This window comes from Paragemmobacter kunshanensis (genome assembly GCF_011059185.1).
Taxonomy (GTDB): domain Bacteria; phylum Pseudomonadota; class Alphaproteobacteria; order Rhodobacterales; family Rhodobacteraceae; genus Paragemmobacter; species Paragemmobacter kunshanensis.
Window position 1 is genome coordinate 52,716 of sequence record NZ_JAALFE010000020.1, and the last position, 20,208, is coordinate 72,923.

Genomic DNA, 20,208 nt, shown 5'->3' on the forward strand with positions numbered 1-20,208 from the left:
GGATGCATTCCGCCGGGGAGGGCGGACTTACGGAGGAGAAGAACATGCTGACCCGTCGCACCCTTGGTGCCCTCATGGGCGCCACCACGCTGGCCCTGTCGCTGGCCGCCCCTGCCCTGGCGCAGGACAAGATCATCATCAAGTTCAGCCATGTCGTCGCGCCCGACACGCCCAAGGGCAAGGCCGCCGCACGGTTCGAGGAACTGGCCGAGCAATACACCAATGGCGCCGTGGATGTCGAAGTCTATCCCAACAGCCAGCTCTACAAGGACAAGGAAGAGATGGAGGCGCTGCAACTCGGCGCGGTCCAGATGCTCGCCCCGTCGCTGGCCAAGTTCGGCCCCCTCGGCGTGCAGGACTTCGAGGTGTTCGACCTGCCCTTCATCTTCGCCGATTATGACGCGCTCCGGAAGGTGACGCAGGGCGAAGTCGGCCGCATGCTGCTGGCCAAGCTGGAAGACAAGGGCATCACCGGGCTTGCCTACTGGGACAATGGCTTCAAGATCATGTCGGCCAACAGCCCCTTGAAATCGCCCGATGATTTCCTCGGCCTGAAGATGCGCATCCAGTCGTCGAAGGTGATCGAGGCCTATATGAACGCGCTTGGCGCCGTGCCGCAGGTCATGGCCTTCTCCGAGGTGTATCAGGCGCTGCAGACGGGCGTCGTGGACGGCACGGAAAACCCGCCCTCGAACATGTATACCCAGAAGATGAACGAGGTGCAGACCCATGCCACGGTGTCGAACCACGGCTATCTGGGCTATGCGGTCATCGTGAACAAGCAGTTCTGGGATGGCCTTCCGGAAGATGTCCGCGCCGGTCTGGAAAAGGCCATGGCCGAGGCGACCGATTATGCCAACTCCATCGCCAAGGACGACAACGATCAGGCGCTCGCCGCGATGAAGGCCGCGGGCACGACGGAATTCCACGACCTCACGCCCGAGGAACGCGCTGTCTGGGTCGAGGCCCTCACCCCGGTGCATGACGAGATGGCCGATCGCATCGGCGCCGATACCATCGCCGCCGTCAAGGGCGCGCTCGGCATGTGATCCCGCCAAGGGGCCAAGGGGGGCGCGGCCCGCATGCCGCGCCCCCGTTCTGCCTTTCGTTCCGAAACATCCCCCCATCCGAACCCAGCGAGGTGTGCCATGCTGCGCCTTCTCGACCGGCTGGAAGAGATCCTGATCGCCGCGCTGATTGCCGTGGCGACGGGCCTGATCTTCCTCTCCGTCACCCACCGCTTTGCCATCGGCTTCGCCGCGGATCTCGTCGCCTTCGGGCGCGGCGCCGAGATGGAGGCGCTGACGGCCTTTGCACGGTCCCTCTTCAAGTCGATCAATGCGCTCAAGATGACCTGGGCGCAGGAGGCCTGCATCTATCTCTTTGTCTGGATGGCGAAATTCGGCGCGGCCTATGGCGTGCGCACCGGCATCCATGTGGGCGTGGACATCCTGGCCGAACGCCTGCAGGGCCGCGCCCGCAAGACGATCACCATCATCGCCATGTCCGGCGGCATCGTCTTCACCGCGATCATCACCTGGATCGGCACCGATTTCGTCTGGCATGTCCGCAACGGCGGCCAGACCTCGCCGGATCTCGAGATGCCGATGTGGATCATCTACCTCGCCGTGCCGCTGGGATCGGCGCTGATGTGCTTCCGCTTCATCCAGGCGCTCCATCGCTATCTGACCACGGGCGAGATTGCCCATCACGATCACGGCGCCGTCGATGGCCTCGATGACGAGGCCGAGGATCTTGCCAAGGGGGGCCACGCATGACCGCCATCATCATCTTCCTGATCCTCGCGCTCCTGCTGATCACCGGCATGCCGGTCTCCATCGCGCTGGGGCTGACGGTCTTCACCTTCCTCTTCACGCTTTCCGATGTGCCGATGGATGCCATCGCGCTGAAGCTTTTCACCGGGATCGAGAAGTTCGAGATCATGGCGATCCCCTTCTTCATCCTTGCCGGGAACTTCCTCACCCATGGCGGCGTGGCGCGGCGGATGATCCGGTTTGCTTCCTCCATGGTGGGGCACTGGTATGGCGGGCTGGGGCTGGCCTCGGTCCTGTCCTGCGCGCTTTTCGCCGCGATCTCGGGCTCCAGCCCGGCCACGGTGATGGCGGTGGGTTCCATCCTGCTGCCGGCCATGGTGCGGCAGGGCTACCCGGCCCAGTTCGGCGTGGGCACCATCACCAGTTCCGGCGGCCTCGGCATCCTCATCCCGCCCTCCATCGTGATGGTGATGTATGCGGTGGCCACCAGCGGCATGGTCGTGCAGGGGCCGAACGGCGATCCCGTCATGTCCGCCTCCATCGGCGACCTGTTCATCGCGGGCGTCGTGCCGGGGCTGATCCTTGCCATGATGCTGGCCGGGACCACCACCTTCCGCGCCTGGCGCAATGATTATCCCCGTCAACCCCGCGCCTCCTTTGGCACGCGCTGGCAGGCCTTCCGCGAAAGCATCTGGGGGTTGATGCTGATCGTCATCATCATGGGCGGCATCTATGGCGGCATCTTCACGCCCACCGAGGCCGCCGCCGTATCCGCCGTCTATGCCTTCATCGTGGCGGTCTGGGTCTACAAGGACATCAAGCTGTCCGAAGTGCCGAAGGTCCTGCTTTCTTCGGCCGCCATGTCGGCGATGCTGCTTTACATCATCACCAATGCGGTGATGTTCGCCTTCATCCTGACCTCGGAACAGATCCCGCAGACGCTTTCGGAATGGATCGTCTCGCTGGGTCTCGGCAAGGTGGGCTTCCTGCTGGTCGTCAATGTGCTGCTTCTGCTGATCGGCATGGTGATGGAACCCTCGGCCATCGTGCTGATCATGGCCCCGATCCTTTATCCCGTCGCCATGGCGCTGGGGGTGGATCCGGTCCATTTCGGCATCATGCTGGTGGTGAACATGGAAATCGGGCTCTGCACGCCACCTGTCGGCCTCAACCTCTATGTGGCCTCGTCCCTGTCCCGCCTTGGCCTGACAGAGGTGACCCGCGCCACCTGGCCCTGGCTGCTGACGATGCTCACCTTCCTGATGCTGATCACCTACATCCCCGAGATCACGCTCTTCCTGCCGCGCCTTCTGGGGATGTGAGGGGGAGAGACAGGAAGCGGGGCCGCGCGGGATCCGCGCGGCCCCGCCTGCTCACGCGCCCTGCCCCTCCACATGCCGCGCCGCCGCGTCCGAGGCGATGCGGCACGCCTCCTCCAGCGACCGTCCCGCGGCAAGGGCCGCGGCCAGCGTGCCCGTCAGGCAATCCCCCGCGCCATGGGTGCTTGCGACCCGCACCTTGCGGGCGGGAACCCGGATCTCCCCCGCCGCGGATGCGCAGGCCGCCAGCCCCGCCCCCCCTGCCGTCACCACCGCGCTATCGAACCGCGCCGCCAGTTGCCGCGCCGCCGCCTGCGCCGTGTCCAGGTCGCAAACCGCCCCGGCCCCGAACATCTCGGCCTCGACGGCATTCACCACCAGCACATCCACCACCGCCTGCAGCGCCGCCGGGATCGCCCGCGCCGGGGCGGCATTCAGGATGACCGTCACCCCCCGCGCCCGCGCGGCCCTGGCCGCCGCGATGTTCATCTCCTCGGCAATCTCGTTCTGCAGGACCAGGGCGCGCACGCCCTCCCACAAGGCCGGATCCTCGACCCCGGCCGGATCCAGCGCCAGGTTGGCCCCTGAAACGATGGTGGCGGCATAGTCACCCGCCCGGTCCTGGATTGCCACGCTCATGCCCGATCCCACATCCGGCAGCACCGCGACGAAGCGGCGATCCACCCCGCCCCGATCCAGCGCCGCCAGCAGGAACCGGCCGAAATCATCCGCGCCCACCGCCCCGAAGATCCGCGCCCCGGCCCCCGCCGCCCGCGCCGCCACGGCCTGATTGCCGCCCTTTCCGCCAAACTTCGGATACCAGCGATGCCCGACCGCCGTTTCATCGACCCGCGGCAGATGATCCGCCTCGACCATGATGTCATGGTGCAGCGAACCGACGACCAGAACCACCGGCCCCTCAGACATTCCCCCGCTCCTTCCCGCCCCGACACATGCCTTCCCGGCCCGCCGACGATGCCGGGGTTAGACCCCACAGGCAAGCGCTGCCATCCTTCCCCGCCCGTCGGAAGATCAGCGCCGCCCCCGCCCGATCATCGCGCGGATGTCCAGCACCGGGAAGGTCTGGCGGATCTCATGCGCCCAGGAAAACACCATCCAGGCATCGGGATCCTCGGGATCGAAGCCATAGTCGATCTGGGCGATCTGCTCTGGTGACATGCGCAGGACATAGGCCAGCAGATGATACTGCTCTTCCCAGGCCTCGGCATCCTGATTGGTGAACAGGCCCGGGCGCGGCTGCGGTTCAGGGTCGATCATGGCTGCACCCTCCTTTCCTCTGTCGGGCCTGTCGCCAGGGCGGGCCATTTGCCCCTTTGCCTTGCCGATCCGGGCCACCGGCCCGGCACCGCAAACCGGCCTGCCCGCTTGACCGGTGCGCGAACCGCCGTCCATAGTTGCTTAACAAATGTATATACACCTTCAGGTCAGGCAACCCAGCATGACCAGGACCATCGACGCGCGACCCCGGAGGAAACCTTGCACCTGAACCGCCTTGCCCCCCTTGTCCTTGCCGTCCTGCCTGCCCTGTCTGCCCCCGCCCCTGCCCAGACCCTGCCCAGCCCGGAAAGCCTGCTCGCCGGGGCCAGCGAACAGGGCGCGCTGATGGACAAGTATCGCGAGATCCTGCGCAATCCCGATGCCGACATCCGCCATTCGGCCTTCATCCAGCTGGCCGTGGTCGAAGATCCGCTGATCCGCCAGATGGCCTATGACGAGGCCTTTTCCGCCTCCGATGCCACCCTGCGCGCCCTTGCCCTGCGCTACAGCCTGTTCGATCGCGAAAGCATCATCGTGCAATATCCGGGCAGCGAACTGCCGCCCGACGCCTATCGCCTTGTCGAACGGAACTACAGCACCGGCGAATTCGTCGCCCGCTCCGGCAACACGCGACCGGGCCGCGTGCAGGGGCTGCAGGTGATGATCGAATACAACCGCTGCATGCTGGAACTGGCCCTGAACGACGATGACATGCTGGTCGGTGAACAGATCTGCGCCGAACAGCGCATCCCGATCCAGGTCGATCTGCGCGGGATGTGACACCCCGCCCGGATCGCGGCCGTCACTCGCCGTTGATCTCGATCCGTCCCAGGCTGATCGTGCCGTCCGCGCCCCATCCGCTATGGATCAGCACGCGCACCCGCCGCGCCCGCCGCGGCAGGCCAAGATCGATCGTCTGCGCCTCATGCTCCTTGCTCAGCACCGCGTTTGCAAAGGATTGCCAGGATCTCTCGCCCTCGGCATCGCGGCTGAGGAATACCTCCACCTCGCGCGGATGCGCCTCCGGCGCCCCCGGCGCGCGCAGGAAGGTCAGTGCCGAAACCCGCCCCACTGCCTCGCCCTGCAAGGCCAGCACGATCTCCACGGGCCATTCCACCGGTACGGCATGCCACTCGCCCCCGGCGTCGCGCGGCAGGGTCAGGTTCTCGGCCACCAGACCGGGCCCAAGCGGGCGGGCCGTGCTGCGCTCGACCCGGGCATTGCTTGCAGGCAGCGCGGGCGGCGGCGGTTCGGGCTGTTCCACCACGGCCCGGCTCCGCCAATCCGCAAGATAGACGGCATAGGGCCAGGGAATTGCCGATGGCAGGCCGTCGGCGGCGCCCTGCGTCTGCACGATCCCGACCGGCACCTCCCCGATCATCAAGAGCGCCCCGCTATCGCCCGGCTGCACCGACCACGGCGCCTGGCGGCTATCCTGCACTTCGCGGAAGGTGATCTTGTCCTTGCTCTGGAAGACCAGTTCGACATCACGGAAAAGCGTCTCGCCGCTGGCAAGGATCACCCGCATCTTCATCTTGCCGCCCGCGGCCAGAACCGCAGCCATGGCGTCGCCATGCGGCACAAGCGGCGTGCCGCAGGCACGCGTCACCGCCCCGTCGACGGTGAGCAGCGAAAGATCATGCCCGAGGTCAAGCGTGCGCTCGGCCCAGCCATCCAGCAGCACCTCTTCCCGCAGGAACAGGCTGCCAAAGCCGTTGCCCGCGTCGATCACATGCTGCGGCGTCAGGGCAAAGCAGGTTCCGCCATCATGGAACAGCACGGCCTGGCCGACCTCGGCCCCTGCCGTGACATGGGCCTGATCCGCCGCCGCATCCGCGGCCAGTGCAAGGATCGCGAAACATCCCGCCGCCATCATCGGGAACCGCCGCCGCCCCATCAGCCACCTCTCTTTCTCAGGGCAAGGAAAAGACCGGCAAACCCCAGGAACAGGGTGATCGCCCCTGACAGGACAAGAAGCAGCGGATCGTTCCTTATGCGGCTGGTCCAGTCCGGCGCCAGTTCGAACCGCGTGCCCAGCCTGTCCACCCTGATCCGCTGGGCTGGTCCCGCATAGACGACCTCGAACCCCCGCCCCCCGCCATCCGCGGGCCAGAGGATCACCCCATGCATCGGCCCCGACGCCTCGCAACTCTCGCTCGAGACAAACCCCACAAGGACAAGACCCCGGCAGAGCGCCTGCCCGATACGGGATCGCGGCCCCGGCATCTCGGGCGACATCACATCGCCCGGCACGATCTCGGCCCGCGACACCTCGAACCGCGGCGCCCCACCCCGCGCGGCCATGTATCCCGCCGCGCTGCCGCCCAATGTCATGCCCGGATTGCCGCTTTCCGGGGCAAAGCCGATATAGGCCTCGCCCAGAAAGACCAGCGGCGCCTGCAGCGTGCTGTTCTCCCAGGTGATGCGGACAGTGCCGCCGAAGCTCCGCTCGCCGCTGCCATCGGCATAGGACCGCAGCCGCGACACTGCCCCCGCCCCCGGAGCGGCTGGCGTGATGACCGCCTCCAGACGGGTGGGGGTCAGACTGCGGATCGTGACGGCGCTCCCGTCGGCGGGCGTGAAGAAGGGCTCCTTCGGCAGCACCGTCACGCAATCGGGCGCAGGTTGCGGCTCTGTCGCCGTGAAGGGCGGATCCTCGCAGACCCGCGCCCCGTCGACGCGCCAGCCATCATTGGGATTGGACCTGATCGCAAGAACGCGCACCACCTCGGTCCGGGCATGGATGACGAAACCGCTCTGATGCAGGCTGTAAACCACGAAAGCCCCGGCCAGCACCAGAAGGAAGGCCAGCAGGGCAACAAGCAGGCGTGGCCTGCGCAGCAAGCCTGCCAACGCCAACAGTTTTTCCAGAAGCCAGAGGAAGCGCCTCATCCCCCGCGCCCACCAGCGTCCGGCCTCCTCATCCCCCGCCCCCGGCATCCTCCGGGTTCCGCCCTTCGCTGCCTCGGTCCCTCCGTCCTTGGCCGCCCCGGTCCGTCCGCCCTTGGCACCACCACGCCTGGCACCTCCCCCTCTGGCCTTGCCTGCGGGGGCCGTCACGGCAGCACGATCTTGAAGGTCGTCCTTTCCAGGGCGACACCGGACTGGCGCCGGAACACCGTGGCCGTCAACTCGCCAGAGCCTGCGGCGCTGACATCGCAGCGGAAATCGAACCCGGTCTGGCGCGGATCTGGCTGCCGGCGGCAGGGCTGCGGCTCAGCCGTGCCGATCATCAGATAGGCTTCATCGCTGCGCGCATTCAACAGAACGGTGAAATCCCGGATCTCACCGGGGCGCGGCTCGCCCCATGTCGACAACAGGTAGACCGCCTCCCCCGCCACCGCCGCATCGCAACCGCCGGCAAAGCCGCGAATGGCCAGATCCCCGGGCGTGAACTTCCGCAACTCCGCCGCGCGCGAACTGGAAGCCGAGATGTCGAAGACCGTGATCGGATCGCCCGACGGTTCCCGCGATTCCGCCTGCATCCGATAATTCCGGATGCGGCTGGCGATCTCGATACAGACCGATGCCGGGGCCAGATCCCCCGTCAGGACAGAGACGACCGGATCCTCGACCGGCGCGCCCTCCACATTCAACCCGACGACAACCTGTCCCGAAACCGGCCAGACCGGATCCCATTCCTCGTAGTTCACTTCGAAATCCACGACCTGCTGGCCCAATGCAGCCTGCGCCCCGGAAAGGGCAAGCATGGCAGTCAGGGCAAGGGCAGCAGCGGTCCGCATCCCGAAACTATGCTTGACTTTATTTTGCGTGTCGAGAATTAACCCTTGCCGGACACACCGCCCGAACCGCTCCGCAGCATGGCCGTGAACGCAATCCGTTCTGGCAGAAACAGGGATGGCGGTGGACGCGGGACTGAAGTCGAACCTTCTCTGGTGATATCGCAGATTTCGGCCGCCAGAGGTCCGGAAAGGGCGGAAAGCGGACGGTCGGCCGAGCGGGAAACGACTGATCCCCTGCGTTGACCTGTGTCAAAGTGATATCCGACGCAGACATTTACGATCCTGCTGTCGACTGAAGGCGGGGCTTTCCGTGAACCAGGGTGAAGTGGTCATCGAAACGCGCGGACTGACCAAGACCTATCAAAACGGTCCGACGCCAGTTCATGCACTGCGCGGGGTAGACTTCACTGCACGGAGGGGCGAACTACTGGTGATCCTCGGGCAATCGGGATCGGGAAAATCCACCTTCCTGAACATTCTCGGCGGGATTGACCGGCCCAGCTCCGGCGCAGTCATCTTCGAGGGGCAGGATATCGCCGGTCTTGGCGATCAGGCGCTGACCCGCTATCGGCGCGATCATGTGGGTTTCGTCTTCCAGTTCTATAACCTCGTCCCCAGCCTGACCGCGCTTGAGAATGTCGCGCTGGTGACAGAGATCGCGGCCCGTCCCATGCGTCCTGAAGAGGCGCTGGAAATCGTCGGGCTTTCCGCCCGCAGCGGCCATTTCCCGGCGCAGCTTTCCGGCGGCGAGCAGCAGCGGGTCGCCATCGCCCGTGCCATCGCCAAGCGCCCCGAACTTCTGTTCTGCGACGAACCGACCGGCGCGCTGGACAGCGCGACAGGCATCCTCGTCCTCGAGGCGCTGGAACAGGCCAACCGCAGCACGGGCGCCACTACGCTGATCATCACCCATAACGCCGCCATCCAACAGATCGCGGACCGGACCCTGCGATTTGCCGATGGCCGGATCGTGGACGAGGTGATGAACACCGAACGCAAGCGCCCGGATCAAGTGTCATGGTGATCCCGCCCCTCCGCCGCAAGGCCCTGCGCGATCTGCGGCGGTTGTGGGCGCAGGCGCTTGCCATCGCTCTGGTGCTTGCTGCCGGGGTGGCGACCCTGATCCTCGGCAGCGGGGCACATCGGGCGCTGACAGAAACGCGCGACCGCTACTATGCCGATTACCGTTTCGCCGACCTGTCGACCGATCTGGTGCGCGCACCGCTTTCGCTGGTCGACGACATCCGCGCCATCGACGGCGTGCTTCAGGCAGAGCCGCGCATCGTAAAGCCGGGACGTCCGGACATCGAGGGGATGGCCGAACCGGCTTCGGTCCTGCTGGTGACGGTGCCGCAGGCGGACGGGCTGAACCGACTGCACCTGCGCACGGGACGGCTGCCCGAACCGGGCATGGCGGACGAGGCAGTGGTGTCACAGGATTTCGCCGGGGCACATGGGCTGCAGCAAGGGTCACAGCTCGCTGTCGTGATGAATGGCAAGCGGCGGCTGCTTTCGATCACCGGGATCGCCCTGTCGCCCGAATTCATCTACGCGATCGGTCCCGGCGAAATGATGCCTGACCCGCACCGCTTCGGCATCGTATGGCTGCAGCGTGACACGCTGGAACAGGCCTTCGATCTTGAAGGCGCGTTCTCCAACCTCGTCCTCCGCTTGGTTCCCGGCATCCCGGAAAACCGCGTCATCGAGGAAGTGGACCGCCTGACCGCTGCTTATGGTGGCAGTGGGGCTACCGGGCGGGCGGAACAGACCTCGCACGCTTTCCTCGATGCCGAACTGGAGCAGCTGGGAGCAATGTTCCGGGTCCTGCCTCCAATCTTCCTGCTGGTTGCGGCGATGCTCGTGCACATGACCCTCTCGCGCCTCATCATGCTGGAGCGAGAGCAGATCGGCCTTCTGAAGGCGATAGGTTACAGGTCGTCGCAGATCGCTCAGCATTATCTGGAATTCGTGGGGCTGATCGCGGTCTGCGGCATCCTGCTGGGCTTTGCAGCCGGGGCTTGGCTGGGCGCGGGTCTGGCACAGCTTTACGCGCGCTTCTTTTCGTTCCCATTCCTCCATTTCGGGACGGACCTACGGGTCTACGGTCTGGCCGCGATCGTGACGCTGGCTGCCGCGATGGCGGGCGCGCTGCAATCGCTGCGCGGGGTGCTGTCGCTGACGCCGGCCGTGGCGATGGCCCCACCCGCACCTGCCGATTTCCGCCATTCCTCCCGGGGGGTGATAGCACTGGTGCCCCTCCGCCAGACCGGGCGAATGGTGGCGCGGCACCTTCTGCATTGGCCTTTCCGAACGGCGTCCAGCATCTTTGGGATGGCGATGGCGGTGGCGATCCTCGTGGCATCGCTCTGGTCCTTCGGCTCCATCGAACACATGATCCGGGTGACCTTCAACCTTGCCGAACGGCAGGATGTGAAGATGGTCTTCGCCGCACCCGAACCCATGCGCGCCCTTGCCGATCTGCGGTCAATGCCTGGCGTCCTCAAGGCAGAGCCGTTCCGCCTCGTCCCGGCCCGCCTGACCAATGGAAACAGATCCAAGCGCCTTGCCATAGAAGGCCGCCCCGCCGATGCGCGCCTGTCCCGAAGCCTGTCGCCCGACCTGAAACCGATGCCAATGCCACAGGATGGACTGATCATCAGCGAAGCGCTGGCCGACTCCCTCGCTCTGCGCCCCGGCGATCTGGTGGAGGTGGACTTCCTTGCAGGACGACGTGCCAGCGTTTCCATCCCGATCAGTGGCATTTCCGTCGGATATGTCGGCCTCGGCGCCTCTATGGATATCGCGGCCCTCGGACGCGTCACAGGGGAAGGCCCGATCATCTCGGGCGCGAACATCCTGCTGGACGAGGCAGATCAGAGCGCGTTCCTGGCGGCCGCCAATGCCGCGCCCGCGACAGGTTTCCTCAATGTCACCGACCTGACGGTGTCACGCTTCCGCGCCACCCTGGCCGAGAACATCACCCTTATGATCACCGTCTACGTCACCCTCGCCGCCATCATCGCGCTGGGCGTGGTCTACAACTTTTCGCGCATCGCCCTGTCGGAACAGGGGCGCGAGTTGGCCAGCCTGCGCGTGCTGGGCTTCACCCGCACCGAGGCGGCATCTGTCATCCTCCTCGAACTCGCCGTCGTCGTCCTGCTTGCCCAACCGCTTGGCTGGCTGATTGGCCACGGGATCGGGCGGGCGATGGTGGCGGCTTTCTCCTCTGACCTCTACCGCGTCCCCTTCGTCATGGGGCGCCGGGTCTATGCCACGGCCAGCCTGATCGTCATCGCCGCCGCCCTCCTCTCGGCCCTTGTGGTCAAGGGCAGGATAGACCGCCTCGACCTGATCGCCGTTCTGAAGACAAGGGAATGACCATGCGCCGCACCCTCGCCGCTGCCGCCCTCGCCACCTGCGCCCTGCTGTTGGTCTGGGTTTTCCGCCCCGATCCCGTACCGGTGGAAACGGCAGAGATCACGCGCGGCGATCTGGCCGTATGGGTGGAGGCGGAAGGAGAAGCACGGATCCGCGAGGTGGTTGTTCTTTCGGCTCCCATCACGGGTCTCCTGCATCGCGTCACCCTCCACCCCGGCGATACCGTCGCGGCGGGGCAAGGCGTTGCTAGGATCGGCCCCGTGCCCCCTACTCTTCTGGACGCCCGGTCCCGTGCCATGGCCGAAGCGGGCGCGGCTGCCGCGGCGGCGGCTGTCGACCTGGCGCAAAGTCAGCTCGTGCAGGCCGAAACCACGCTTGCCTTCGCCCGGACCGAGGCGGACCGCGCCCGCACGCTCTTTTCACGCGCCGCCCTGTCGCAGCGCCTGCTGGACGAAGCGATCCTTGCGGAACGGACCGCAGAGGCCAGCCTGGGCAGCGCCCGCGCCAGCCTTGCGGTGCGCGAGAAGGAGAAGCAGAGCGCTGACGCCGCCGTGAACGGGGCCGATGCCGGCGCGCGCGACTGCTGCACCGAGGTCGTGGCCCCCATGGCGGGCAGCGTACTGCGCGTTCTGACCGAGGATGAGCAGGTGATCCCGGCCTCGACCCCGATCATGGAGATCGGCGATCTGGGCGACATGGAGATCATCGTGCATGTCCTTTCGCAGGATGCCGTGGACATTGCCACCGGGTCAGAGGCGGTGATCACCGGTTGGGGTGGGCCAGACCTTGCCGCGCAGGTGATCCGTGTCGATCCCAGCGCCACGACCCGCATCTCGGCGCTGGGGATCGAGGAACAGCGCGTCGAGGTCCGTCTTGCCCTGACCGAGGCACCGCCCCCGACGCTGGGGCATGGCTTCCGGGCCGCGGCACGCATCACGGTCCGAACGGCAACCGATGTGCTACGTGTTCCGGTGGGGGCGCTGTTCCGCATCGGTGGGGACTGGGCGGTCTATGCCGTGAGTAACGGCAAGGCAAAACTCACCCGCCTGACCATCGGCCTTCGCAACGATGACTATGCCGAGGTGATGGACGGCGTGCCGGAGGGCGCGCTGGTCATCCTGCATCCGGCAGACAGCGTGGCGGACGGAACGGCTGTCATTCCCTGATCCCGCGCGGGTGGGGGCCCACCCGTGACCAGGATCGAACATGTGAAAGGCAGAGGTTGAAGCGTCGCATCACTGCCCGCATCCCACGCAGGGCAATTACACCTCCACGCCGAACAGCCGCCCGACGCCTGCCGTGATCGCCATTGCCGCCGCGCCCCAGAACAGCACCCGCGCAGTTGCACGCAGTTTCGGCGCGCCGCCCGCCTGTGCGCCAAGCGCACCGAGACCTGCCAGACTGACAAGGGTCGCCCCGACCACGGCCGAGATGATCTGATCGGCAGGGGCCAGCGCCGCTGCCAGCATCGGCACCGCCGCTGCAACGGTAAAGGTCAGACCAGAAGCGAAAGCCGCCTGCAAAGGATTCGCCGAATGCACTTCGGACAGGCCGAGTTCATCCCGGACATGGGCGGCCAGGGCGTCCCTCTCGGTCAGTTCCCGCGCTACAAGGGCCGCCGTCTGCGGCGAAAGCCCGCGGGACTCGTAGATCGAAGCCAACTCCCGCTCCTCTGCCTCGGGCGTGTCAATGAGCGCCTGCTTCTCGCGCGCAATGTCGGCACGTTCCACGTCCGATTGCGAACTGACCGAGACATACTCCCCGGCCGCCATCGACATCGCTCCTGCCGCAAGACCAGCAGCCCCCGCGATCAGGATCGCCGCGCGGTCCGGACCCGCCGCCGCAACCCCGACAATAAGCGAGGAGACCGACACAATCCCGTCATTCGCGCCAAGGACAGCCGCACGCAGCCATCCCGCGCGGTCCAGATAGTGAAGCTCTTCATGAGCGGATTGATAGGGAAGGGTCATGGGTTTGCGTCCGATGGTTGAGAATGTGATCCATGCAGGGCGATGCTGGCGCGAAAGCCATCCGCCCTTCCGGGGATCGGAGAATAAAGCGTAAGGCGGGATCCGATGCGGTCCGCGATGGTCTTCACGATGGCAAGGCCCAACCCGCTGCCATCGCCGTCACCCTGCCCGCGCACGAACCGTTCCATCAGCGCGGCAAGTTGCCGTTCGGCAATCGCGGCACCGCCGTTTTCCACAGTCAGGTCACCCATGGCGTCAAGCGTGACAAGGACAACGCCCTCCGCGCCATGGCGCAGGGCATTCTCGACCAGATTGCGTGCGACGATGGCGACAGCATCCGGATCAACGTCGGACAGCACCGGAACATCCGGCAGTTTCAGATCAATCCGGGCGGCGCCCGGGCCCAGCTGGAAATCCCGGACGACCAGGCGCAGCACGGCGCGCAGATCGGTCTCCCGATCCACCACCAGCCGCGCGCCTTCGGCGCGGGCAAGTTGCATCAACTTTTCCGAAAGCCGCGTCAGTCGCTTCAGCGTCGCCTCAAGTTCCGCCGCACGGCTGCGGGCCGTCTCGTCCGTCGTCATGCTCTGCAATCGCTGCACCTGCGCCAATGCCCCGGCAAGGGGGGTGCGCAATTCATGCGCGGCATTGGCCGCAAAGCTGCGCTCGGCGGCAAAGGCTGTCTCCAGCCGCGACAGCAGGCCGTTGACCGTTGCCACGATGGGCTGCAGCTCAGACGGCAGCCCATCGGTCGAAACCGGCGAAAGCCGCTTCGCCCCACGACCGGCCAGTTCCCTGCGCAGCGCTTCCAGGGGCCGCAACCCGATGCCAAGCCCGTAGAAGATCGCCCCGACACTCAATGGCACCATCACCAGCAGCGGAAGCGCCAGCGCCAGTGCCATCTCAATCCCCACTTCGCGCCGATGCGACAGGGGTTCAGCAATGGTCAGGATGACCGAGCCCTGCACCGCCGCTTCCTGATAAAGCCGCAACCCGCCGTCGTCTTGAAATCCATTCTCGGCAAGGGCCGGCAGAGCGTCGGGCTCGGCCTTATGCGATGTCAGAAGTATCGCGCCTTTGGCATCCCGCACGACATAGGTGAAATGCTCGTCATGGTCGGCAAGCCCGGCGACGTGGCGGGTGATCCCCTCCTCTTCGCGGTTCAGCACGTCCACGACAGCCAGCTGAAGGATGCGCTGCCCCGTCTCCTGCAAGGCGGAATCAAAGACTTCGTCCATCTCGGCAGACAGAAGTCGCGCCGTCAGCCCCGCCGTCACCAACCATAGCAGCGTGACCATCCCCGACAGGATCAGCGCCGATCGCAGCCTGATCGACACGACCTTCATCTTGCCCCCAGACGGTAGCCCAGCCCCCGCTCTGTCACGATCACCTCTGCACCCAGTTTCTTGCGCAGCCGGCTGATATGGACCTCGATCGTGTTGCTTTCGACCTCGGCATCGAATGAATAAAGACGCTCCTCCAGCCCGGCCTTCGAAAGCAACTGGCCCGGCTTCTGCAGAAACGCCTCAAGCAATGCCCATTCTCGTGCGGTAAGGCTGACCGTTTTCCCCACCCTTGTCACATGGCGGGCGGCCAGGTCGATGGACAGGTCGCCCAGTTCGATCCGCGGATTGGGGTTCCCGGCATAGCGCCGCGACACCGCCCCGATCCGCGCCGAAAGCTCACTCAGATCGAAAGGCTTCACCAGATAGTCGTCGGCCCCCGCATTCAGCCCCTCGATCCGGTCGGATACCTGATCGAGCGCGGTCATGATGATGACGGGCGTCGCATCCCCCTTGGCGCGAAGGCCGCGCAGGAAGGGCAGCCCGCGCCCATCGGGCAGCATTAGATCCAGCAGGATCAGCCCGTAATGCGCCGTCGCCAGCGCATCGCCCGCCTCATCCAGCCGCGCCGCATGATCGACCGAATGCCCCTCGCCCTCGGCCTGTTCGCGCACGGCCCCCGCGATGACCCGATCATCCTCGACCAGCAAAATCCGCATCAGCCTGCCCCTTCGGCCCGTTCCTGCGACCCGCCCTAGCGGGCCAAGCTGACGCAGACCTGAAGCAGATAAAGGGAATGCTTCAGGCAGGCGTCAGATTCGCGGCGCAGAAGGGCCGCATCGCAAGCTTGCCGGAGTGTCACGCATGATCCGCCTGTCAACAAGCCTCGTCATCGCCTGCCTTCTGGCGACTGCCCCAGCGCGCGCCGATGACGATTGCGCGGTGCCGATGGCTGACTGGCAGCCCCGCTCTGCGGTGGCGGAGTTCGCCGCCGCGCAGGGCTGGCGCGTCACGCGCATCCGTCTCGACGATGGCTGTTACGAGGTGATCGGAACAGATGCCGCCGGCAGGCGGATCGAGGCAAAGCTCGATCCGGCGCGGCTGACGGTCATCGAGATGGAATACGAAGACCACCACGAAGACGACGGCGCAGGCGGCGGCAGCCATGACGGCAACGACGACTGACCCTCGACCGACATGAACAGGAGAAAGAAGATGAAACAGGCCCTTGCCCTTGTCCTTGCCAGCGGAACGCTGGGACTTGCCCCCGATGCGGAAGCCGGCATCGCGCCCCCCGCCGCGCATGCCTATGTCTTTGCCGATGCCGCGGCCGGGACGCCAACCCGACCGCTTCTTGTCGATGACGGATCCGGGGACTGGGCCCTGTTCTGGGCCAACGGTGGCGGATCGGACGACGGAAACGGCGGCGGGTCAGATGGCGGCAACGGCGGTGACAGCGACGATGACGACTGCAACCTGAACGATCCGGCCTGCGGCGCGGGCAATGCTGCCCCCGCAGGGACCGTCGCCCCGCCGAAGAATGGGCTTTTCACCGACGGCACCGCGCCCGTCGTCAAATCGAACTGAGGGGGTCACCATGAAGCCGCTCTTCGCAGCCCTTGCCCTGACGACCGCCCTGATCGCGCCGGGCCTTGCCCTCGCGCGGCCTGTCACCCTGACGACCAACCTTTCGGATTATGGCGGACGCGGGGCCTATCTTGCCATCTACGTCACCGATCCCTCCGGGGCCTATGCGGGCAGCCTCTGGATGGCTGGCGGAAAGTCCAAGTATTACAAGCACCTGTCCGACTGGGCGCGGTTCACCGCCGGCGATGTCGCGCAGGTCGACGGTATCACCGGCGCCAGCGTCGGCGCGGGGCAGAGCCTCGAATTGACGATGGACCTCGCCGATGCGCTCTTTGACGCGGGCTATACGCTCCACATCGACGCGGCGGTCGAGGACATGCGCGACAGCCCGAACGAGATCGCGGTTCCCCTCACCGGCAATGGCGCGGGCCAGCCCGTGCAAGGCCGCCGCTACATCGCCGATTTCACTTACGCCTTCTGACAGGTAGTTCCATGCTCCGTGCCCTCCACCGTTGGCCCGGCCTTCTGGCCGCTGTCCTTCTGCTTGCGCTCTCGCTCAGCGGGGCAGCCTTGTCGGTCTTTCCGGCGGTGGAACGGCTGGGCACGATCCAGCCCGCCCCAGAACAGTCCGTGGCTGACCTTGCCGCCAGGGTCACCGCCACGCATCCGGCCGTCGAGCAGATCCGCCGCGCACCTTCTGGGCGCATCACGGCCTACTGGTTCGACGGCGACAGCGCGGGGGCTGCGGTGATCGACCCCGCCACGGGGCAGGATGCAGGCAGCGCCGACCCCTCGGCCCTGCAGGCATGGCTCTCCGATTTTCACCGCGCCCTGCTGATGGAGGATGCGGGCCGCTGGACCACCGCGCTTGGCGCGCTGGCGATGCTGGTCCTCGCCTTGTCCGGCGCGGCGCTGATCGCCCGCAGGCAGGGCGGCTGGCATCGCCTGCTCGCGCCCATGCGCGGACCGGCCGCCAACCGCTGGCATGCCGAACTCGCACGTGCGGCGGTCCTGACGCTTACCCTGTCCTACCTCACCGCGCTGTGGATGACCGCCTCCACCTTCGACCTGCTTCCCACAGACGAGGCCAACCCCGCCTTCCCCGCCGAAGTCAGCGGCCTGACCGGCCTTTCGCCCGCCGACATGCCCGCCCTTGCTGCCGTTCCCGTCACCGACCTGCGCGACTTGACCTTCCCTTACCCGGGTGACGCGACGGATGTCTTCACCCTGACCACCGCCTCCGGCACCGGATATGTGGATCAGGGCACGGGTGCCTTGCTGGCATGGGAAACCCCCGGCCCCTGGACCCGCGTGGGAGAGTGGATCTACCTGCTGCACACCGGCGAGGGCGCGGCGCTCTGGGGCCTCCTCCTCGGCCTCTTGACCCTGAGCGTCCCCGTCCTCTCCGTGACTGGAACGCTGATCTGGCTACGCGCCCGCAAGGCCCGCCCCGCCCTTCCTGGCATAGTCCGCGCCGACAGGGCCGAAACCATCCTCCTTGTCGCCAGCGAAGGCGGCACGACATGGGGCTTTGCCCGCGCGCTGGGTCAGGCCCTGCAACAAGCAGGCGGCAGCGTCCACCTCGCCCCACTGTCGGACTTCGCGCCCGCCGGATATGGCCCTGCAAAGCGCATCCTGATCCTTGCCGCCACTTGGGGGGACGGCGACGCCCCTGCCTCGGCCAAGGGCATGGTGGAGCGGATCGCCGCCACCCGCCCCCACCCCACGGCCCCGCTCGCCATCCTCGGCTTCGGCGACCGCAGCTTTCCCGCCTACTGCGCCTTCGCCGAACGGCTGGAAATCGCCGCACAACAGGCGGGGTGGTCCATGCTCCTCCCCCTCGACCGGATCGACCGCCAATCCCCGCAGGCCTTCGCCCGCTGGACTCGCGCGCTGGGAGATGCCATCGGCACCCCGCTCGACGTGACGCACCAGCCCGCCCTGCCGCTCGGAACGGTCCTCACCCTCGCCTCCCGCCGCGATCATGGCGAGGCGGTGCAGGCCCCCACCGCCATCCTTCGCTTCGCCCTGCAGCGCCGGGGCCTCCTCGACCGGCTCGCGGGGCGTGGCCTGCCCCGCTTCCAGCCCGGCGACCTGCTCGGCATCCTGCCCGAAGGCAGCACCGTGCCGCGCTATTACTCGCTGGCCTCCGGCAGCGCCGACGGTTTCGCCGAAATCGTGGTGCGCAAGCACCCCGGCGGCCTCTGCTCGGGCCAGTTGGTCAACCTAGCCCCCGGGCAAACCATCCGCGCCTTCGTCCGGCCCAATCCCGCCTTCCACCCTGACAGGAGCAATGCGCCGCTCCTCCTGATCGGGGCGGGAACGGGGATCGGCCCCCTCGCGGGCTTCATCCGCGCCAACCGGATCAAACGCCCCGTCCATCTCTGGTTCGGCGCGCGGCATCGGTTTGCCGACTTCCTCTACGAAACCGACCTCGCCGATTGGACCGCCGAAGGACGGCTCACCACCACAACCACCGCCTTCTCGCGCACCGGCAACCGCCAGCATGTGCAGGATTGCCTGCGCGCCGATGCCGACCGCATCCGCGCCCTCGTGGCCCAAGGAGCGCGTATCATGGTGTGCGGCGGGCGCGACATGGCGCGCGGCGTGCACGAGGCATTGGCCGACATCCTCGCCCCCCTTCACCTTTCCCCCGAGGGCCTGAAACGCGAGGGGCGCTATGCGGAAGACAGCTACTGATACGCTCCTCTCCGGCGCAACGATGGGCACCACCTGGCAGGTGAGGCTGGATGACGCGCCCCATGAGTTCGAAACGATCCGCGCCGCGCTGCAATCGGCCGTGGCGGAAGTGGACGGCCAGATGTCCACATGGAAGGCCGACAGCGCCCTCATGCGCTTCAACGATGCCCCCTGCGGCCAGTGGCACTCCTTGCCGGACAACCTGCTCAGCGTCCTGGAATCCGGCCTCGCCATCAGCGCGCTGACGGGCAACGCCTTCGAGATGAACCTCGGCGATGCCACCTGCGCATGGGGCTTCGGTCCGGCGCAGATAGACCTGCAAGCGATACGCGCCGCCAGCAACCTGCCGACAATCGCTGCGGCACAGGCCTTGCGCCTCGATCGCGCGGCGGGCCGTGCCCTGAAGTCCAGCCCTCTCTCGCTGGACCTGTGCGGCATCGCCAAGGGTTACGGCGTCGACCGCCTCGCGGAAACCTTGCGCGCCCACGGAATAACCCGCGCGCTCTGCTCGATCGACGGTGAAGTCCGCGCCTTGGGAATCCGCCGCGACGGAACCCCCTGGTCCGTCGGCATCGACACACCCGACAGCCCGCAGCGCGGCAACCATTCTGTCGTCATGCTGGAAGATGCTTCCCTAGCCACATCGGGTGACTACCGCCACTTCCTGGAGATAAGGGGCAAGCGTCTTTCGCACACGATGAACCCTGCTACCCGCGCCCCGCTCCTCGACGCGCCAGCTTCGGTCACGGTCATGGCACAAAGCTGCATGCATGCCGACGCCATGGCCACCGCGCTCGTTGTGCTCGGGCTGGAGCGGGGCGAACGTTTTGCACGGGAACAGGGCATCGCCGCCTTGTTCATCGGGCGCGACGGCGAAACGCGACAGACCGGCCACTTCGCCATGTGACGATTGAAAGGATCAGGCATATGCCCCCGATCCCCCTATCGTCCGGCGCAGCTTGACCGCACGGTGTTGATTTCCACCCTGAACTGAGCCGGGATTTCCATCGAGAAGTGACCCACCTGTAAGCATGAAATTTGGCTTGGGGTTGGGTGAGCAGTTCCTCGCGCAAGTGTATGAGATTGATGCTCTTCGATCCCACATTTCCCAAGTAAGGCGCTGATTTCGCTGTCCTGACCATTATATTTCCTATATAAAACATGGTGTTGAAGGC

The 20,208-nt window shown here is 66.4% G+C and carries 21 protein-coding genes; 12 read left to right on the plus strand and 9 right to left on the minus strand.

The features are described from left to right. Positions 1-44: 44 nt before the first annotated feature. The 3 genes from G5V65_RS17345 (at position 45) to G5V65_RS17355 (ending at position 3,097) form a co-directional block, all read left to right on the plus strand. Positions 45-1,049, plus strand: coding sequence for a TRAP transporter substrate-binding protein (locus tag G5V65_RS17345; protein WP_165052551.1), 1,005 nt, complete (start codon positions 45-47; stop codon positions 1,047-1,049). Positions 1,050-1,148: 99 nt separating this feature from the next. After that, positions 1,149-1,778: a TRAP transporter small permease gene (locus G5V65_RS17350; protein ID WP_165052553.1), complete on the plus strand. Its 630-nt coding sequence runs from the start codon at positions 1,149-1,151 to the stop codon at positions 1,776-1,778. Continuing rightward, complete coding sequence (locus G5V65_RS17355; protein WP_165052555.1) at positions 1,775-3,097, plus strand: TRAP transporter large permease; 1,323 nt, start codon at positions 1,775-1,777, stop codon at positions 3,095-3,097. Before G5V65_RS17350 ends, G5V65_RS17355 begins: the two co-directional genes overlap by 4 nt. 51 nt (positions 3,098-3,148) lie before the next feature. On the opposite strand, the gene G5V65_RS17360 is transcribed toward G5V65_RS17355, so the two are convergent. Further along, entirely contained in the window at positions 3,149-4,021 is an 873-nt protein-coding gene (locus G5V65_RS17360; RefSeq protein WP_165052557.1) for a PfkB family carbohydrate kinase, read from the minus strand. A gap of 105 nt (positions 4,022-4,126) precedes the next feature. Beyond that, on the minus strand, positions 4,127-4,372 hold the full coding sequence (locus G5V65_RS17365; protein ID WP_165052559.1) for a hypothetical protein: 246 nt from the start codon (positions 4,370-4,372) through the stop codon (positions 4,127-4,129). A gap of 219 nt (positions 4,373-4,591) precedes the next feature. On the opposite strand from G5V65_RS17365, the gene G5V65_RS17370 reads away from it, so the two are divergent. Then, positions 4,592-5,152, plus strand: a complete 561-nt coding sequence (locus G5V65_RS17370) for a hypothetical protein (RefSeq protein ID WP_165052561.1) — start codon at positions 4,592-4,594, stop codon at positions 5,150-5,152. A 22-nt stretch (positions 5,153-5,174) separates the two neighbouring features. Here G5V65_RS17370 and G5V65_RS17375 read toward each other — a convergent pair whose 3' ends face one another. From G5V65_RS17375 to G5V65_RS17385, 3 genes are all read right to left on the minus strand, one after another. Beyond that, a complete protein-coding gene (locus G5V65_RS17375; protein ID WP_165052562.1) occupies positions 5,175-6,269 on the minus strand; it encodes a discoidin domain-containing protein in 1,095 nt (364 codons plus the stop codon). After that, a complete protein-coding gene (locus tag G5V65_RS17380) occupies positions 6,269-7,264 on the minus strand; it encodes a hypothetical protein (protein ID WP_165052564.1) in 996 nt (331 codons plus the stop codon). Before G5V65_RS17380 ends, G5V65_RS17375 begins: the two co-directional genes overlap by 1 nt. A 164-nt stretch (positions 7,265-7,428) precedes the next feature. Further along, positions 7,429-8,082, minus strand: coding sequence for a hypothetical protein (locus G5V65_RS17385; RefSeq protein ID WP_165052567.1), 654 nt, complete (start codon positions 8,080-8,082; stop codon positions 7,429-7,431). 343 nt (positions 8,083-8,425) lie between these two features. Here G5V65_RS17385 and G5V65_RS17390 point away from each other — a divergent pair, with 343 nt between their 5' ends. The 3 genes from G5V65_RS17390 to G5V65_RS17400 are packed head-to-tail and all read left to right on the plus strand — an operon-like array spanning position 8,426 to position 12,659. Further along, positions 8,426-9,139 (plus strand): ABC transporter ATP-binding protein, encoded by a 714-nt coding sequence (locus G5V65_RS17390; protein ID WP_343162861.1) that lies wholly within the window; start codon positions 8,426-8,428, stop codon positions 9,137-9,139. Next, complete coding sequence (locus tag G5V65_RS17395; protein WP_165052570.1) at positions 9,133-11,493, plus strand: ABC transporter permease; 2,361 nt, start codon at positions 9,133-9,135, stop codon at positions 11,491-11,493. The genes G5V65_RS17390 and G5V65_RS17395 overlap by 7 nt, the downstream gene beginning before the upstream one ends. Next, positions 11,490-12,659, plus strand: a complete 1,170-nt coding sequence (locus G5V65_RS17400) for an efflux RND transporter periplasmic adaptor subunit (protein WP_165052573.1) — start codon at positions 11,490-11,492, stop codon at positions 12,657-12,659. Before G5V65_RS17395 ends, G5V65_RS17400 begins: the two co-directional genes overlap by 4 nt. A 96-nt stretch (positions 12,660-12,755) precedes the next feature. On the opposite strand, the gene G5V65_RS17405 is transcribed toward G5V65_RS17400, so the two are convergent. Genes G5V65_RS17405 through G5V65_RS17415 form a run of 3 tightly spaced genes read right to left on the minus strand, consistent with a single transcriptional unit; the run spans position 12,756 to position 15,465 of the window. Further along, positions 12,756-13,463: a VIT1/CCC1 transporter family protein gene (locus G5V65_RS17405; RefSeq protein ID WP_165052576.1), complete on the minus strand. Its 708-nt coding sequence runs from the start codon at positions 13,461-13,463 to the stop codon at positions 12,756-12,758. Further along, positions 13,460-14,809: an ATP-binding protein gene (locus tag G5V65_RS17410; protein WP_165052578.1), complete on the minus strand. Its 1,350-nt coding sequence runs from the start codon at positions 14,807-14,809 to the stop codon at positions 13,460-13,462. The genes G5V65_RS17405 and G5V65_RS17410 overlap by 4 nt, the downstream gene beginning before the upstream one ends. Further along, on the minus strand, positions 14,806-15,465 hold the full coding sequence (locus G5V65_RS17415; RefSeq protein ID WP_165052582.1) for a response regulator transcription factor: 660 nt from the start codon (positions 15,463-15,465) through the stop codon (positions 14,806-14,808). Before G5V65_RS17415 ends, G5V65_RS17410 begins: the two co-directional genes overlap by 4 nt. Positions 15,466-15,610: 145 nt before the next feature. Between G5V65_RS17415 and G5V65_RS17420 the strand changes: the two genes are divergently transcribed. Genes G5V65_RS17420 through G5V65_RS17440 form a run of 5 tightly spaced genes read left to right on the plus strand, consistent with a single transcriptional unit; the run spans position 15,611 to position 19,940 of the window. Beyond that, a complete protein-coding gene (locus tag G5V65_RS17420; protein ID WP_165052585.1) occupies positions 15,611-15,931 on the plus strand; it encodes a PepSY domain-containing protein in 321 nt (106 codons plus the stop codon). 30 nt (positions 15,932-15,961) lie between these two features. Then, entirely contained in the window at positions 15,962-16,333 is a 372-nt protein-coding gene (locus G5V65_RS17425) for a hypothetical protein (protein ID WP_165052466.1), read from the plus strand. Between the two features lie 10 nt (positions 16,334-16,343). Beyond that, positions 16,344-16,814, plus strand: a complete 471-nt coding sequence (locus G5V65_RS17430; RefSeq protein ID WP_165052588.1) for a DUF2271 domain-containing protein — start codon at positions 16,344-16,346, stop codon at positions 16,812-16,814. A gap of 11 nt (positions 16,815-16,825) precedes the next feature. Beyond that, the gene (locus G5V65_RS17435) at positions 16,826-19,033 is read left to right on the plus strand and encodes a PepSY domain-containing protein (RefSeq protein ID WP_165052591.1); all 2,208 of its coding nucleotides are present in this window, start codon (positions 16,826-16,828) and stop codon (positions 19,031-19,033) included. A 22-nt stretch (positions 19,034-19,055) separates the two neighbouring features. Further along, positions 19,056-19,940, plus strand: coding sequence for an FAD:protein FMN transferase (locus tag G5V65_RS17440; RefSeq protein ID WP_206526858.1), 885 nt, complete (start codon positions 19,056-19,058; stop codon positions 19,938-19,940). Positions 19,941-19,975: 35 nt separating this feature from the next. Here G5V65_RS17440 and G5V65_RS22125 read toward each other — a convergent pair. Further along, the coding region (locus G5V65_RS22125) for a hypothetical protein (RefSeq protein WP_206526859.1) at positions 19,976-20,208 on the minus strand (233 nt) is incomplete at its 5' end.

What these genes read in the sequence shown, in the direction of transcription:
- G5V65_RS17365 (WP_165052559.1), bottom strand. Translation starts at nt 4,372, where the DNA reads ATGATCGACCCTGAACCGCAGCCGCGCCCGGGCCTGTTCACCAATCAG.
- G5V65_RS17415 (WP_165052582.1), bottom strand. Translation starts at nt 15,465, where the DNA reads ATGCGGATTTTGCTGGTCGAGGATGATCGGGTCATCGCGGGGGCCGTG.
- G5V65_RS17395 (WP_165052570.1), top strand. Translation starts at nt 9,133, where the DNA reads ATGGTGATCCCGCCCCTCCGCCGCAAGGCCCTGCGCGATCTGCGGCGG.
- G5V65_RS17385 (WP_165052567.1), bottom strand. Translation starts at nt 8,082, where the DNA reads ATGCTTGCCCTTTCCGGGGCGCAGGCTGCATTGGGCCAGCAGGTCGTG.
- G5V65_RS17435 (WP_165052591.1), top strand. Translation starts at nt 16,826, where the DNA reads ATGCTCCGTGCCCTCCACCGTTGGCCCGGCCTTCTGGCCGCTGTCCTT.
- G5V65_RS17360 (WP_165052557.1), bottom strand. Translation starts at nt 4,021, where the DNA reads ATGTCTGAGGGGCCGGTGGTTCTGGTCGTCGGTTCGCTGCACCATGAC.
- G5V65_RS17355 (WP_165052555.1), top strand. Translation starts at nt 1,775, where the DNA reads ATGACCGCCATCATCATCTTCCTGATCCTCGCGCTCCTGCTGATCACC.
- G5V65_RS17400 (WP_165052573.1), top strand. Translation starts at nt 11,490, where the DNA reads ATGACCATGCGCCGCACCCTCGCCGCTGCCGCCCTCGCCACCTGCGCC.
- G5V65_RS17350 (WP_165052553.1), top strand. Translation starts at nt 1,149, where the DNA reads ATGCTGCGCCTTCTCGACCGGCTGGAAGAGATCCTGATCGCCGCGCTG.
- G5V65_RS17420 (WP_165052585.1), top strand. Translation starts at nt 15,611, where the DNA reads ATGATCCGCCTGTCAACAAGCCTCGTCATCGCCTGCCTTCTGGCGACT.
- G5V65_RS17375 (WP_165052562.1), bottom strand. Translation starts at nt 6,269, where the DNA reads ATGGGGCGGCGGCGGTTCCCGATGATGGCGGCGGGATGTTTCGCGATC.
- G5V65_RS17425 (WP_165052466.1), top strand. Translation starts at nt 15,962, where the DNA reads ATGAAACAGGCCCTTGCCCTTGTCCTTGCCAGCGGAACGCTGGGACTT.
- G5V65_RS17430 (WP_165052588.1), top strand. Translation starts at nt 16,344, where the DNA reads ATGAAGCCGCTCTTCGCAGCCCTTGCCCTGACGACCGCCCTGATCGCG.
- G5V65_RS17405 (WP_165052576.1), bottom strand. Translation starts at nt 13,463, where the DNA reads ATGACCCTTCCCTATCAATCCGCTCATGAAGAGCTTCACTATCTGGAC.
- G5V65_RS17440 (WP_206526858.1), top strand. Translation starts at nt 19,056, where the DNA reads ATGGGCACCACCTGGCAGGTGAGGCTGGATGACGCGCCCCATGAGTTC.
- G5V65_RS17410 (WP_165052578.1), bottom strand. Translation starts at nt 14,809, where the DNA reads ATGAAGGTCGTGTCGATCAGGCTGCGATCGGCGCTGATCCTGTCGGGG.
- G5V65_RS17380 (WP_165052564.1), bottom strand. Translation starts at nt 7,264, where the DNA reads ATGAGGCGCTTCCTCTGGCTTCTGGAAAAACTGTTGGCGTTGGCAGGC.
- G5V65_RS17345 (WP_165052551.1), top strand. Translation starts at nt 45, where the DNA reads ATGCTGACCCGTCGCACCCTTGGTGCCCTCATGGGCGCCACCACGCTG.